The sequence below is a fragment of the Acidovorax sp. 35-64-16 genome (assembly GCF_002281195.1).
GTDB classification, from domain to species: Bacteria; Pseudomonadota; Gammaproteobacteria; order Burkholderiales; family Burkholderiaceae_C; genus Acidovorax; species Acidovorax defluvii.
The window spans coordinates 1-13,367 of sequence record NZ_NCFM01000013.1; the positions used below are offsets into that span (position 1 = coordinate 1).

At 62.3% G+C, this 13,367-nt stretch carries 14 protein-coding genes; 8 read left to right on the forward strand and 6 right to left on the reverse strand.

The annotated features are described in order from the left end of the window. Positions 1-247 precede the first annotated feature (247 nt). A complete protein-coding gene (locus B7Y64_RS10280; RefSeq protein ID WP_024814317.1) occupies positions 248-769 on the reverse strand; it encodes a GNAT family N-acetyltransferase in 522 nt (173 codons plus the stop codon). A 147-nt stretch (positions 770-916) separates the two neighbouring features. On the opposite strand from B7Y64_RS10280, the gene rpsP reads away from it, so the two are divergent. The 6 genes from rpsP (at position 917) to B7Y64_RS10310 (ending at position 4,975) form a co-directional block, all read left to right on the forward strand. Continuing rightward, on the forward strand, positions 917-1,168 hold the full coding sequence (gene rpsP / locus B7Y64_RS10285) for a 30S ribosomal protein S16 (RefSeq protein ID WP_024814318.1): 252 nt from the start codon (positions 917-919) through the stop codon (positions 1,166-1,168). Between the two features lie 75 nt (positions 1,169-1,243). Next, on the forward strand, positions 1,244-1,813 hold the full coding sequence (rimM, locus tag B7Y64_RS10290) for a ribosome maturation factor RimM (RefSeq protein WP_291324194.1): 570 nt from the start codon (positions 1,244-1,246) through the stop codon (positions 1,811-1,813). 28 nt (positions 1,814-1,841) lie between these two features. After that, entirely contained in the window at positions 1,842-2,600 is a 759-nt protein-coding gene (gene trmD, locus B7Y64_RS10295; RefSeq protein WP_291324193.1) for a tRNA (guanosine(37)-N1)-methyltransferase TrmD, read from the forward strand. 127 nt (positions 2,601-2,727) lie between these two features. Beyond that, positions 2,728-3,114, forward strand: coding sequence for a 50S ribosomal protein L19 (rplS, locus tag B7Y64_RS10300; protein WP_024814321.1), 387 nt, complete (start codon positions 2,728-2,730; stop codon positions 3,112-3,114). 96 nt (positions 3,115-3,210) lie between these two features. Beyond that, a complete protein-coding gene (locus B7Y64_RS10305; RefSeq protein ID WP_024814322.1) occupies positions 3,211-3,930 on the forward strand; it encodes a CoA pyrophosphatase in 720 nt (239 codons plus the stop codon). 58 nt (positions 3,931-3,988) lie between these two features. Next, positions 3,989-4,975, forward strand: a complete 987-nt coding sequence (locus B7Y64_RS10310; protein ID WP_111866106.1) for a CobD/CbiB family protein — start codon at positions 3,989-3,991, stop codon at positions 4,973-4,975. 39 nt (positions 4,976-5,014) lie between these two features. On the opposite strand, the gene rsgA is transcribed toward B7Y64_RS10310, so the two are convergent. Genes rsgA through B7Y64_RS10325 form a run of 3 tightly spaced genes read right to left on the reverse strand, consistent with a single transcriptional unit; the run spans position 5,015 to position 7,617 of the window. Further along, entirely contained in the window at positions 5,015-5,959 is a 945-nt protein-coding gene (gene rsgA / locus B7Y64_RS10315; protein WP_024814324.1) for a ribosome small subunit-dependent GTPase A, read from the reverse strand. Positions 5,960-5,977: 18 nt separating this feature from the next. Continuing rightward, a complete protein-coding gene (locus B7Y64_RS10320) occupies positions 5,978-6,313 on the reverse strand; it encodes a 4a-hydroxytetrahydrobiopterin dehydratase (RefSeq protein ID WP_291324192.1) in 336 nt (111 codons plus the stop codon). Further along, positions 6,310-7,617 (reverse strand): M48 family metallopeptidase, encoded by a 1,308-nt coding sequence (locus B7Y64_RS10325; RefSeq protein WP_291324191.1) that lies wholly within the window; start codon positions 7,615-7,617, stop codon positions 6,310-6,312. The genes B7Y64_RS10320 and B7Y64_RS10325 overlap by 4 nt, the downstream gene beginning before the upstream one ends. Positions 7,618-7,655: 38 nt before the next feature. Between B7Y64_RS10325 and orn the strand changes: the two genes are divergently transcribed. Both orn and B7Y64_RS10335 read left to right on the forward strand, forming a co-directional pair. Then, a complete protein-coding gene (orn, locus tag B7Y64_RS10330) occupies positions 7,656-8,234 on the forward strand; it encodes an oligoribonuclease (protein ID WP_114655358.1) in 579 nt (192 codons plus the stop codon). Between the two features lie 323 nt (positions 8,235-8,557). Continuing rightward, positions 8,558-10,438: a DEAD/DEAH box helicase gene (locus B7Y64_RS10335; RefSeq protein WP_291324190.1), complete on the forward strand. Its 1,881-nt coding sequence runs from the start codon at positions 8,558-8,560 to the stop codon at positions 10,436-10,438. Between the two features lie 100 nt (positions 10,439-10,538). Here B7Y64_RS10335 and B7Y64_RS10340 read toward each other — a convergent pair whose 3' ends face one another. Next, on the reverse strand, positions 10,539-11,678 hold the full coding sequence (locus B7Y64_RS10340) for an HD domain-containing phosphohydrolase (RefSeq protein WP_291324189.1): 1,140 nt from the start codon (positions 11,676-11,678) through the stop codon (positions 10,539-10,541). A gap of 107 nt (positions 11,679-11,785) precedes the next feature. Further along, positions 11,786-13,060 carry a multidrug effflux MFS transporter gene (locus tag B7Y64_RS10345; protein ID WP_291324195.1) on the reverse strand — a complete coding sequence of 425 codons (1,275 nt, stop codon included), beginning with the start codon at positions 13,058-13,060 and terminating at the stop codon, positions 11,786-11,788. Between the last annotated feature and the right edge of the window lie 307 nt (positions 13,061-13,367).

The following is a 13,367-nucleotide window of genomic DNA, read 5'->3' on the forward strand; positions in this document are numbered from 1 at the left end:
CCCCAAGATGAAAAGCGGCCCCCTCGGGGGGCAGCGACCACACGAAGTGGGGAGCGTGGGGGTAATGTTTCATCGTCGGGCCGCCCCAAGATGAAAAGCTGCCCCCTCGGGGGGGCAGCGACCACACGGAGTGGGGAGCGTGGGGGTTATTTTTCATCGCCGGGCCGCCCCAAGATGAAAAGCGGCCCCCTTGGGGGGCAGCGACCACACGAAGTGGGGAGCGTGGGGGTAATGTTTCATGCCCCGATTATTCCGGCGAAGTGGTATCGCCGGCGCCCAGGGTCTTTTCCATCAGCACGATGTCGCGCCAGGCGCCGAACTTCCAGCCCATCGACCGCAGGGTGCCCACGTCGGTGAAGCCCAGCGCACGGTGCAATCCGATCGAACCGGCGTTGGCCGAATCGCCAATCACGGCCAGCAGCTTGCGCACGCCGGCGGCTTCGGCCTGCAACGCCAGTTCTGCCAGCAGCTTGCGCCCTACGCCCATGCCGCGTGTGCTGTCGGCCACATAAATCGAGTCCTCGGCCGAGAAGCGGTAGGCCGGTCGTGGCTTGAACCAGTTGGCATAGGCAAAGCCCAGAATCTGCCCTTCTTTTTCGGCCACGAGCCAAGGCAGACCGCGCGCCAGCACGTCCGCGCGGCGTGTCGCCATGTCGGCTTCGGTGGGTGGATCGATCTCGAATGTGCCCGTGCCGTGCAGCACATGGTGTTGGTAAATGGCAGTGATGGCGGGAATATCGCTGTCGGTGCTGGGACGAATATTGGGCATGAAAGGGGGAAATGGATATAATCGCGGGCTTTGCAGCGTGTCGCTGGCCGGGTGGCCATGTCGCGTGTCTCAAGCGTTGCGAATATGGTTGCAAATACTGTGGCTCAAGGCAAATGTTGCCGGAGTTCACCACCCGAAGGATAAATCATGGTCGTCATTCGACTTTCCCGCGGCGGCTCCAAAGGTCGTCCTTTCTTCAACATCGTCGTTGCCGACAAGCGCGTGCGCCGTGATGGCCGCTTTATCGAGCGCATCGGTTTCTACAACCCCACCGCCAAGGAAAACGAAGAAGGCCTGCGCATCGTGCAAGACCGTCTGACGTACTGGAAGAGTGTGGGCGCCCAGTCTTCGCCTACGGTGGACCGCCTGATCAAGCAAGCCGCCAAGAAGGCTGCTTAAAGTCCCCCGAAAAGGGCGGGTTCCGTTGGCTTGCCCGGCGGAACCCGCCCTTTTCTTTTTTGCACGAGGTACACCATGGCCGCACCCCTGACGCTCGAACCCGCCGAACTCCCTGCCGATGCTGTTGAGGTCGGGCGCATTGCCGACGCCTGGGGCGTCAAGGGCTGGTTCAAGGTGTTGTCCCACAGTGCCAATGCAGAGGCGTTGTTTGCGGCGAAGCACTGGTATTTGCAGCCCTCCGAGCGCGGGGCCAAGACATTCTCTGGCACGGTGCTGTTGCTGATTCGCCAGTCCAAGGTCCATTCCGACACGGTGGTGGCCTGGGCGCAGGGCATTGATGACCGTGATGCCGCAGAGGCGCTGCGTGGCGCGCGCATCTTTGTGCCCCGTTCGAGCTTTCCTGCTACCACGCAAGACGAGTATTACTGGGTCGATTTGATCGGTCTTCAGGTTGTCAACCGCGAAGGCGTGGCGCTGGGCCAGGTGCAGGAGCTGATGTCCACCGGCCCGCAGACGGTGCTGGTGCTAGCCTATGAGCAGGACGGCAAGTCCCTGGAGCGCATGATTCCGTTCGTCTCGGCATTTGTCGACAAGGTGGATCTGCCCGAGAAACGCATCACGGTTGACTGGCAGCCTGACTACTGACCGGCCTGGCTCCGGCGAGCCGCGCACCATGCGTTTTGACATCATCACCCTGTTCCCGGAGTTGTTTGCGCCGTTTCTGGCCGGCGGCGTAACCCGCCGCGCCTATGCCAGCGGGCAGGTCGATGTGCATCTGTGGAATCCGCGCGACCATGCCGAAGGCAACTACCGTCGCGTGGACGACCGCCCCTTTGGCGGTGGCCCCGGCATGGTGATGCTGGCCGAACCGCTGGCGCGGTGCCTTGCCGCCATCCGAGCCGAACGCGGCAAACCCGAAGACGCCCAGGCGCCGCTGGTCCTTTTTTCGCCCATCGGCGAAACCCTTAACCACGCGGCGGTAGAGCGCTGGTCGGCCAGTGCGGGCGCTGTTTTGTTGTGTGGGCGCTACGAAGGCATCGATCAGCGCTTCATCGACGCCCATGTCGATATGCAGATGAGCCTGGGCGATTTCGTGCTGTCGGGTGGTGAAGTTGCGGCCATGGCCTTGCTGGATGCCGTGGCGCGGCTGCAACCCGGCGTGCTCAACGATGAGGGCAGCCACCAGCTCGACAGCTTCAATCCGGCGCTCGATGGCTTGCTCGATTGCCCCCACTACACCCGCCCCGAGGAATGGGCGGGGCGCCCGGTGCCCGCGCCGCTGATGTCCGGGCACCACGCGCAGATTGAGCGCTGGCGGCGCGATCAGCGCCTGGCCATCACCGCAAAGCACCGGCCCGACCTGATCGATGCTGCGCGCAAGGCGGGGCGCTTGGTACCCGCCGATGAAGCGGTATTGGCCAAGCTCGGCTGAATTGCTATAATCAAAGGCTTTTCGATCCTCTGCCCGGCCGTTTTGACAGGGAGTTCTCCCGCAAAACACTGAGACGTCAATCCCGACGCAGCCATTTTTGGCGCGGACAAGATCGTTGGACACCAAAATGAACCTGATCCAGACCCTGGAAGCGGAAGAAATTGCCCGCTTGAACAAGACCATTCCCGTGTTTGCCCCTGGCGACACGGTCATCGTGAGCGTGAACGTAGTTGAAGGCACGCGCAAGCGCGTGCAGGCCTACGAAGGCGTGGTGATTGCCAAGCGCAATCGCGGCCTGAACAGCGGTTTCACGGTGCGCAAGATTTCCAGCGGCGAAGGCGTGGAGCGCACGTTCCAGACCTACAGCCCCCTGATCGCCAAGATCGAAGTCAAGCGCCGTGGTGACGTGCGCCGCGCCAAGCTGTACTACCTGCGTGAGCGCAGCGGCAAGTCGGCACGTATCAAGGAAAAGCTGCCTTCGCGTGTCAAGGTGGCTGCACCCGTCGCCGCATAAGGCACAGGCAACTTCCCCTGACCGGAGCCGCTACAGCATCTGCCTGTAGCGGCTTTTGTTTTTTGCGGCCCTTGTGCCGTGTGTTCCTGACTTGTCGTGAATCCGTCGCCCATTCCTGCTCCATCGGTCACGCCTGCGTCGCTTTCGACGCTGCCCGATTTTGATCCCCGTGCCGTTCCGGTGGTGGGGGTGGATGCGCATCTGCCCGCTGTTCCGGTACACGCACAGACACCGCAGGCCCTGCGGGCGCGCTTTGCCCACCCACCGCTTTGGACGCCTGAGGTGGTGCTGGAAAAGAAATTCATGAATCGCCAGCCTGCCCACGCCTCCGTGCTGGTGCCTATCGTGCTGCGCGAGCAGCCCATGGTGCTGCTGACGCAGCGGACGGCGCACCTGTCCACCCATTCGGGCCAGGTGGCTTTTCCCGGTGGACGGGCGGACGCGGAAGATGTCTCCACCGCTGACACGGCCTTGCGCGAGGCCGAGGAAGAAGTGGGCCTGGAGCGGCGCTTTGTCGAAGTGCTGGGCGTGCTGCCCACCTATGTCACCGGTTCATCGTTCATCATCACCCCGGTGGTGGCGCTGGTGCAGCCCGACTGCGTGCTGCACCCCAACCCCTACGAAGTGGCCGATGTGTTCGAGGTGCCCCTGGCGTTTTTGCTGAATCCTGCCCACCATCAGCGCCATATGTTCGAGTGGGAGGGTGTGCGCCGCGAGTGGTTCTCCATGCCCTATCAGGATGGCGAAAAGAATCGTTATATCTGGGGTGCCACGGCCGGTATGTTGCGCAATTTTTATCGATTCATGCTGGCGTGATGGCGGGGCGAGCGCTCGTGCGGCCCAAATGCACGCTACGCCAGTATCATTGCCCTCCATGAGTTTCTTTGCCATCCTGTTCGCTCTGCTGATCGAGCAGGCCCGTCCTCTGGCTCGCACCAACCCCATCCACGCGGGGCTCCGCGCGTGGGCCCTTTCAGTCAGCCGCAACTTTGACGCGGGCAAGCCGCACCACGGCTGGGTGGCTTGGGGCCTGGCTGTGCTGGTACCGGCGCTGGTCACCCTCGGAATTCACTGGTTGCTGATGTTGCTGCTGGGATGGCCGTTTGCGGTGGTCTGGAGTGTGGCGGTGCTGTATGTCACCCTGGGGTTTCGCCAGTTCAGCCACCATTTCACCGGCATCCGTGATGCGCTGGAAGAGGGCGATGAAGATCGTGCGCGTGAGCGCCTGGCCCATTGGCAGCAGGTGGATGTCGGCGCGCTGCCGCGCAGCGAGATCGTGCGCCATGTGATCGAATACTCGGTGTTGGCGGCGCACCGGCATGTGTTTGGTGTGCTGGCATGGTTTTCTGTGCTGGCTGCACTGGGCCTGGGGCCTAGTGGTGCGGTGCTGTACCGGCTGGCCGAATTTGTCTCGCGCCACTGGCATCACAGGGAGCGCTCGGGCGCACAACCTGCCAGCCAGTCGTTGCAGCAAGCCTCGGTGCGGGCCTGGACCATCATCGACTGGCTGCCTGCGCGCATGACCGCTTTGAGTTTTGCCGTGGTGGGCAGTTTTGAAGAAGCCATCGAGGGCTGGCGCTTTCATGCGCAGCGCTTTCCCAATGACAACGATGGCGTGGTGCTGGCCGCCACGGCGGGGGCCATCAATGTGCGGCTTGGCGGCGAGGCCCTGCGTGCCCGTGCCGACCTTCAGACACCGCAGGGGCTCGAAATAGAGGCCGACATGGGCGACAGCGACAGCACTCCTGGCCGCGAGCCCGAGGTGGGGCATCTGCGCAGCGTGGTGGGCCTGGTCTGGCGCTCCGTGGTGGTGTGGATGCTGCTGCTGGCGCTGTTGACCTTGGCGCGCCTGCTGGGTTGACCGGATACCCCGGGCCGGGCGGCCAATGTGGGGTGTGGCTCAGTAGCGGGTGTGGCTCAATTCGGCAAACAGGTCGCTGTAAATTTTGTAGCGATTGGCGCTTATTCCATCTGCTCCAGTGCCGTTTTTGAGTGCGGTGAGTACGCCGCAGCCCGGTTCGTGCAGGTGTGAGCAGTTGTAGAACTTGCAGTCGGTGGCGTGGGCCGCAATGTCGGGCATGCACGACGCCAGTTGCATGGGCGCGATGTGCTGCAGGCCAAACTCCTGAAAGCCTGGCGAATCGATCAAGGCAGTGGTGCGGGCGCTGTCCACCCAATACCAGTTGGTGCTGGTGGTGGTGTGCTTGCCCGAGTTCAAAGCCTGTGAGATCTCGCCCGTCAGCACGGTGGCGCCCGGCACCAGCAGGTTGATCAGCGTGCTTTTGCCCGAGCCCGAGGGCCCCAGTACCAAGGTGGTTTTGCCCTGCAGGTGTTGCATTAGCAGGGCGCGGTCCACGTCCCCCGACAGCGACAACGACAGCGGCAGCACGCCATAATGGTGCCCGCCGCCCATGTGGCGGTAAGGCAGCAGGCGCTCCCAAGCGCGGGCAAAGGGCTCTACCAGATCGCTCTTGTTGAGCGCAATCAGGGGCTTGATGCCAGCCGCCTCCGCTGCGATCAGGGCGCGGGCCAGCTGGCTTTCGGAAAACACCGGCTCGGCGGCGATCAGGATCAGGATCTGATCGAGGTTGGCAGCAAAGGACTTGGTGCGGATCTCGTCCTGACGGTAAAACAGGTTGCGTCGCTCCAGCACTTTTTCGATGGTGCCTTCTTCGCCCTGGCCTTTCGGAGGGGCCTGCCACAGCACCCGGTCGCCCACGACGGCCTGGCTCTTCTTGCCGCGCGGATGACAGATGCGGCGCTGACCGTCGGCGGTCTCCACCATGCAGTGGCGCCCGTGTCCGGCCACCACAAATCCTTCCATGAGGGCGCTGCGTTCAGTCATGGGAGTAGGCGGTGGGGTTCATGCCAGCAGGGCGTCGAACCGGGACGCGCAATCGAAGTCGGTGGCAGAGATGCCCTGCACGTCGTGCGTGTTCAGGCGCACCACGCAGCGGTTGAAGTGCACTGACAGGTCCGGGTGGTGGTCTTGTGCGTTGGCCACAAAGGCTACTGCATTCACGAAGGAAATGGTTTCGTAGTAGTTGGCGAAATGGTAGGTTTTCTCGATGGCCACCTGGGCGCCATCACCGCTGAGGGACCAGCCTTCGATCTTGGCCAGGTTTGCTACTATTTCCGTAGCTGTCAGCGCACGTCGGGTATGCGCCGACCAGTCTTTTTTCTTCAGCATTGTGGTCATGGTTGGGCGGACGATGGCATGCGTGCCAGCCGTTCAGTAGCGGGCGGGTGCGAGTAGTAGAACTTCACATACACCGGGTCGGGGGTGAGTGTGGAGGCGTTGTCTTCGTAGAGCTTGAGCAGCGCAGTGGAAAGATCGGCCCCGTTGGTCTGGGCCACTGCATAGGCGTCGGCTTCAAATTCGTGGCGACGCGAAAGCCCTGCAAAAACGGGCGCAATGAACAGCGTGAAAACGGGCACTGCCAGCAGGAACAGCAGCAGGGCCAGCGCATCGTTGGGCACTGGAGGCGCCGCCAGATCAAGGGAAATGTAGGGGCGCACGCCCAGCCCCGTGTAAAACCATACCTGGGTGGAGAGCCAACCGAGCAGGGCAAAGCCGGCCAGGCTCAGGGCAAATAGGCTGGCCACACGCTTGAGGATGTGGCGGTGCTTGAAGTGTCCCAGCTCATGGGCCAGTACGGCTTCTACTTCGCCTGGCGAGAGCTGGCGCAGCAGGGTGTCATAAAAAACCACGCGCTTGGCGGCGCCAAAGCCGGTGAAATAGGCGTTGGCATGGGCGCTGCGGCGGCTGCCATCCATCACGAACAGCCCCTTGGCCGCAAAGCCGCAACGCTGCATCAGCGCCGTGACGCGGGTTTTGATCGATTCGTCTTCGAGTGGCTGGAACTTGTTGAACAGGGGGGCAATGAAGGTGGGGTAGATCACCATCAAAAGCAGGTTGAATGCCATCCACAGGCCCCAGGCCCACAGCCACCACGATGGCCCTGCAGCGCCCATCAGCCAAAGGATCAGCGCCGCAATCGGCAGACCGATGAGGGTGCCCACCAGGGTGGATTTGGCCAGATCCGCCAGCCACAGTGCCAGCGTCATCTTGTTGAAGCCAAAGCGCTGCTCGATCACGAAGGTCTGGTACAGCGTGACCGGCAGGTCGACGGCCGCACTGATGACGACAAACGCTCCCAGCAGTGCCAGTTGCTGCACCATGCCACCGCCCAATGCACCCAAAAGGGCCTGATTCAGGGCGTCGAGCCCGCCCAGCAGCGTCCAGCCCATCAACACAGCGGCGCCCAGCGCCATCTCCAGCAAACTCAAGCGTGCCTTGGTGATGGTGTAGTCGGCGGCCTTTTGGTGGGCTGCCAGTGAAATGCGCGCGGCAAAGGCGTCGGGCACGCTGGATCGGTTCTGGGCCACATGGCGAATCTGGCGTGAAGTCAGCCAGAATTTGAGCAGCAGACCGGCACAAATCGCAGCGGCAAAGGCGATGGTGAGGGCACTGGAGGGCGAAAAAGCGTCGGAGATAGGCATGTGGGCGCGAGTTTAGGCCATCAGCGACAATGCCCGCCATGTCTGAAGCCAACAACCCCGTACCCCCCGTGCTTTCCAAATCGGACCAGAACCTGGTCTGGCTGGACTGCGAAATGACCGGCCTGGAGCCCGATACCGACCGACTGCTGGAAATCGCTGTGATCGTGACAGGCCCCCAGCTGGAGCCACGCATCGAAGGCCCTGTGTTTGCCATTCATCAGGCAGACGAATTGCTGAACAAGATGGACGCCTGGAACAAGGGCACGCACGGCCGCAGCGGCCTGATCGACAAGGTGAAAGCCTCTGCTGTGACCGAGGCCGAGGCCGAGCAACAGATACTGGAATTTCTGGCCCGTTACGTGCCCAAGGGCACCGCGCCCATGTGTGGCAACAGCATTGGACAGGATCGGCGCTTTCTGGTGCGCTACATGCCCAAGCTGGAACGCTTCTTTCACTACCGCAACGTGGATGTGAGCACCCTGAAGGAGCTTGCCAAGCGCTGGAAGCCCGAGGCTTACAGCAGCTTCAAGAAGGCGCAAAAGCACACCGCCCTGGCCGATGTGCATGAAAGCATTGACGAGCTGGCGCACTATCGCAAGCACCTGCTGTCCGTTTGACGCTGGCTGGACGCCCCGTTGCAGTGGCGGATCACAAGCCACCTACAAGGCGGCTTGTGATGAACAGGGTGGGGGGGCTTGCGGGGAAACCCCTATTCATGCGATAATTGCGGGCTGCGCAGGAAACTGTACGCAGATTGTGCATCTCCCCTCACACACCGGGCTTGCCAGCCGGCTGTCTCAGACAGCGCAGGACTGGCGAACAACGCCCACCAGCATCCGCCCAGAGCGCATGCAGGTTTCGTTTGATGGTTGATGTTTTTTAACCATTGACGAAGCCATCGCGGGCTACGCTTGCGACCGTCTTCGTGAGAGAAAAATTCATGACCGACACCACTTTGGTGCAGGGCGATTTCGCGCCTGCAGATACTTCTATTGCTGCCGTTATTGCCGAGCAGTCCACCCTTGACACTTCCATTGAATCCACCAGCGAGGCAGTCACTGCTGAGCCCAATGGTTTCATCGAGCTGGGCCTGGCCCCTGAACTGGTGCAGGCTGTGGCCGATCTGGGCTACACCCAGCCCACCAGCGTGCAGCTCAAGGCCATTCCCTTGGCAATGGGCAGCGATGCTTCCAAGTTCATCGACCTGATGGTTTCCAGCCAGACGGGTAGCGGCAAGACTGCCGCCTTCCTGCTGCCCGTGCTGCATACGCTGATCAACCAGCAAGCCGAAGCCGAAGCCGAAGAGCGCGCCGCCTTCGACCGCGCTGTGGCCGAAGCCGCTGCCCGTGGCGAACCCGCTCCCAAGCGCGCCAAGCGCAAGGACCCCACGAGCTCGCGCAACTTCAAGGCCGCCACCCCCGGCGCCCTGATCCTGTGCCCTACCCGTGAACTGGCACAGCAAGTCGCACACGACGCCATCGATCTGGTCAAGCATTGCCGTGGCCTGCGCGTGGCCAACGTGGTGGGTGGCATGCCTTACCAGTTGCAGATCGCCAAGCTGCAAAATGCCGACCTCGTGGTGGCCACTCCTGGCCGTCTGCTGGATCTGCAGCGCTCGATGCAGATCAAGCTCGACAAGGTGCAGTTTTTGGTTGTCGACGAAGCCGACCGCATGCTCGACCTGGGCTTCTCGGATGACCTGGCCGAGCTGAACCAGCTGACCGCCCAGCGCAAGCAGACCATGATGTTCAGCGCCACGTTTGCGCCCCGCATCCAACAGCTGGCCATGCGCGTGATGCATGACGGTGGTTCGTCGGTGCAGAAGGTCACCATCGATTCTCCGCAAGAGAAGCACGCCAACATCAAGCAGATGCTGTACTGGGCCGACAACGCCCAGCACAAGCGCAAGATGCTCGACCACTGGCTGCGTGACACCACAATCAACCAGGCCATCGTTTTTGCCAGCACCCAGGTGGAGTGCGACGGCCTGGCCAACGACCTGCAGCAGGAAGGCTTCTCGGCCGTTGCCCTGCACGGCGCCCTGAGCCAGGGTTTGCGCAACCGCCGTTTGATGGCGCTGCGCGCTGGCCAGGTGCAGATCCTGGTGGCCACCGATGTGGCGGCACGCGGTATTGACGTACCCACCATTACCCACGTGTTCAACTTCGGCCTGCCCATGAAGGCCGAGGACTACACCCACCGCATTGGCCGTACCGGCCGTGCGGGCCGCGATGGCCTGGCCATCACGTTTGCCGAGTTCCGCGATCGCCGCAAAATCTACGACATTGAGTCGTACAGCCGCCAGCAGTTCAAGGCCGAAGTGATTCCTGGCATGGAGCCCTCGCAGCGCGCGCCGCAGGCACCTCGCGGTGGCGATTTCGGTGGTGGTGGCCGTGGCGCCCCTGGCCGTTCGTTTGACAACCGTGACAACCAGTCGCGCGGCCGCTTCGGTGGTCCCGCACGTGGCGGCAATGACCGTGGTGGCTTCGGCGGTGGTTTTGGCGGCGGCTTTGCTGGTCGTGACAACCGTGGCGCTCCTGCCTCCCGTGGTGAAGGCGGCGGTGGCGGCGGCTTTGCTGGCCGTGACGACCGTGGTGGTGACCGTGGTTTTGCGCCCCGCCGTGATGGCGAGTCGTTTGGCCGCAAGCCTGGGTTTGGCGACGCTGGCCGTGCTGGCTTTGCCCCACGTGGCGATGCTGGCGCACCTCGCGGTGACTTCGCTCCCCGCAAGCCCGCTTTCTCCAAGCCGGCAGGTGCTGGTGGTGGCAAGCCTTTTGTGCCCCATGATGCCCGCAAGCGCCCAGCGCGCCCTGCACGCTGAGTTGTCTGCAGAATTGCTGACGAGTTGAAGAGGGCTGGTTCCGAAAGGGGCCAGCCCTTTTTTTCGTCAGGGGTGGCGGCTGTGGGGCCGCCGCGCACGCTCAGGTCAGCGCGCCCGCCTGTGCATAGCCATAGAGGCGCTCGGGGGGCACCCGCGAAAGCAGGTGTTTGTCGTCTGCTGCGAGGCCGGTGATGGCATGGGCAGGGTCTGCGGTGTTGCGATGCAGGGTGGTGGTGACGCTGCGGCCCTGTGCGTCGGTGACGGCGGCCACCAAAGGTGTGCGAGCTTCTGTGCCACGGCGCATTACCACGCCCAGCTCACCAGAGGCGAGTTTCACCAGGTTGCCCGGCGGGTAGATGCCCAGTACCTTGATGATGGCGGACGACATCGCTCCCCCTTTGTCGTCCCGAAACATCTGGCGGGCGGCATCCTGGACAATCATGGGTGCGCGGATTGCCCGGGGGCTGATGCGTGCCATGAAAATATCGGCCATGCGCAGCATCTGGGCCAATTCATCGATTTGCGTCAAGCCCCTGGGGTAGCCGCTGCCATTACCCTGTTCATGGTGTTGGCGAATGGCCTCCAGCCATGCGGCGTCGGTGATGCCTGCCTTGGCGAGCAATGCGGCACTATCGATGGGATGTGTGCGCAGTTGGGTGCGTTGCCGGTCCAGCACGGGATAGTCCTGGCTCGCCATCTGACCCTGCAAGTCGGCAATGCTGGCATTCATGGTGAGGGCGGCCAGCGTGATGAGGCGAACACGTGCGGCGGTCCACTCCATGCGCCGCGCCATCAGGATGCACAGCAGAGCGGTGTAGACGCTGTGGCTGTAACCATACCGCAGGTGCCTGGCCTGGTCCTGGCGGACCGCCAGGAAGATGGCGATATCGGCATCCAGGTCGGCCAACGTGATCAACTCCTGCGCCAGTTTTTCTATGTTGGCGGGGAATTCCGGCGCATGCGGCAACTCGTGCACCAGTGTTTCCAGGGTGTCGACGGTATCGGCCCAGCGCGTGTAAATACTTTTTACCGGCCCTGACTTGGGGACATAAAGGGCTTCTACTGCCCGCTTTTCCTCCAGGTCGACGTAGATGCCACGCTCAAGCAAGGCCTGCATCTGGGCCTCGCTGCTGACGATGTGCCCCCGTGCGAGAAGCAGGGCGCAATCGTGGTTGCGAACGTTCCACGGCAGCGCAACATCCATCTGGATCTCGGACTCCACCAGTTTCAATAGTTGCATGGCCAAACCTTGGTTGATCGCATTGTTTGGGTCGTGAATCCTTTGCGGGGGTGGGGCGCCTCTGGACGATTGTTGCAGAGTGGCTGACGATTGAACATACCTGTGAGTCAGCCTGGCTCAGAGGTGCGTCCGATTTCGGGCCAGCGATGGTGCAGGTAGAACCAGGCCAGCATGCCGATGCCCATCATCAACAGCGATGCCACCGCCAGCCACAACGTGGAGTGCATCACGAGCGGCGCCACCACACCGGCCACCACCCCGTTGGCGGTGGACCCCACAAACGCCTGCAAAGACGATGCCATGCCGCGCCGTTGCGGGTAAAGGTCCAGTACCAGCAAGGTCACCACCGGCACCATCAACGCCCAGCCAAACGCAAACACGGCGATGGGAAAGAGCGCCCAGCTTGCGTGTGCAGTGAAAACAGCATTCGCGATCACGTTGACAACCGCAACAACGCACATGATGACAAAGCCATGCTGAATCTGCCGCTTGGGCGCAACCCGCCCCGCCAACCGGCCGCTCAGCCATGCTCCACCCATGATGCCGCAGATGGTCAGGCCAAAGAACCAGAAAAACTGCGTGGGTGCGAGCCCCAGGTGGTCGCTCAGAAAGGCAGGGGCTGAAAGCACATACAGGAACATGCCATTGAACGGCACCCCGCTGGCGAGGGCCAGCAGCAGGAAGCGCGGGCTGGAGCCGAGTTGCCAATAGCCCCGCATCAGGTGTGGAACATTGAAGGGCTGGCGGTGGTCCGCATGCAGGGTTTCGGGCAGGAACCGCAGGTTGGCGACCCAGAGCGCAACCCCCACCAGGGTCAGGAACCAGAAAATGCTGTGCCAGCCAAGATGCACAAACAGCCAGCCACCCACGATGGGGGCAATGGCCGGCGCGACACCAAAGTAGATGGTGACCTGGCTCATGACCCTCTGTGCCTGGGCGGGTGGGAACATGTCGCGGATCACCGCACGAGACACCACAATGCCAGCGCCGGTTGACAGACCTTGCAAGGCGCGAAAAAGCACCAGTTGTTCAATGCTCTGCGAGAGCGCACACCCGGCCGATGCAATGGTGAACATTGCAATGCCGGCCAACACCACGGGTCTGCGGCCAAAGCTGTCTGCCAGCGCGCCATGAAAGAGATTCATGAAGGCAAAGCCGAACAGATACGCAGAGAGCGTCTGCTGCATCTGCACCGGCGTGGCGCCCAAGGCCGAGGCAATGCCCGAGAACGCCGGAAGGTATGTGTCGATCGAAAAAGGCCCCAGCATGCCCAGCAAGGCCAGCAGCACCGCCAGTGCCCAACGGGGTGCACGCCATAGCAGGTGGGCTTGTGGATTCATGAAGGAGGTTGAATGTGCAGGATGAATGGAAGTTACCCGCATCAGCGGGAGTGACGATTGCGTTGTCCAGCGCACGGGTCGGATCCATTATCGGCGAGCACTTTGATCCGGGCTTTGGGCGCAGCTCTGAGCGTTGAGTGCTGCGCCTGCGCCTCGTATGTGGGAGCGGCCGGGCAGGCAGGCGCTGCAAATGAAAAAACCCCGCCATCTTGAAGACAGCGGGGTTTTGCAGTTTGGTGGGTCCTGAGTGACTCGAACACTCGACCTACGGATTAAGAGTCGGAGTAAATATATATTTGGCCGTGTTGATTGGTGCTGATAGAATCAATATAAATCAACAACTTACGGC

Bases quoted from the DNA above. Each gene is read 5' to 3' on its own strand.
- B7Y64_RS10335 (WP_291324190.1), top strand. From the start codon at position 8,558: ATGACCGACACCACTTTGGTGCAGGGCGATTTCGCGCCTGCAGATACT.
- orn (WP_114655358.1), top strand. From the start codon at position 7,656: ATGTCTGAAGCCAACAACCCCGTACCCCCCGTGCTTTCCAAATCGGAC.
- trmD (WP_291324193.1), top strand. From the start codon at position 1,842: ATGCGTTTTGACATCATCACCCTGTTCCCGGAGTTGTTTGCGCCGTTT.
- B7Y64_RS10325 (WP_291324191.1), bottom strand. From the start codon at position 7,617: ATGCCTATCTCCGACGCTTTTTCGCCCTCCAGTGCCCTCACCATCGCC.
- B7Y64_RS10320 (WP_291324192.1), bottom strand. From the start codon at position 6,313: ATGACCACAATGCTGAAGAAAAAAGACTGGTCGGCGCATACCCGACGT.
- rplS (WP_024814321.1), top strand. From the start codon at position 2,728: ATGAACCTGATCCAGACCCTGGAAGCGGAAGAAATTGCCCGCTTGAAC.
- rimM (WP_291324194.1), top strand. From the start codon at position 1,244: ATGGCCGCACCCCTGACGCTCGAACCCGCCGAACTCCCTGCCGATGCT.
- rpsP (WP_024814318.1), top strand. From the start codon at position 917: ATGGTCGTCATTCGACTTTCCCGCGGCGGCTCCAAAGGTCGTCCTTTC.
- B7Y64_RS10340 (WP_291324189.1), bottom strand. From the start codon at position 11,678: ATGCAACTATTGAAACTGGTGGAGTCCGAGATCCAGATGGATGTTGCG.
- B7Y64_RS10310 (WP_111866106.1), top strand. From the start codon at position 3,989: ATGAGTTTCTTTGCCATCCTGTTCGCTCTGCTGATCGAGCAGGCCCGT.
- B7Y64_RS10345 (WP_291324195.1), bottom strand. From the start codon at position 13,060: ATGCGGGTAACTTCCATTCATCCTGCACATTCAACCTCCTTCATGAAT.
- rsgA (WP_024814324.1), bottom strand. From the start codon at position 5,959: ATGACTGAACGCAGCGCCCTCATGGAAGGATTTGTGGTGGCCGGACAC.
- B7Y64_RS10280 (WP_024814317.1), bottom strand. From the start codon at position 769: ATGCCCAATATTCGTCCCAGCACCGACAGCGATATTCCCGCCATCACT.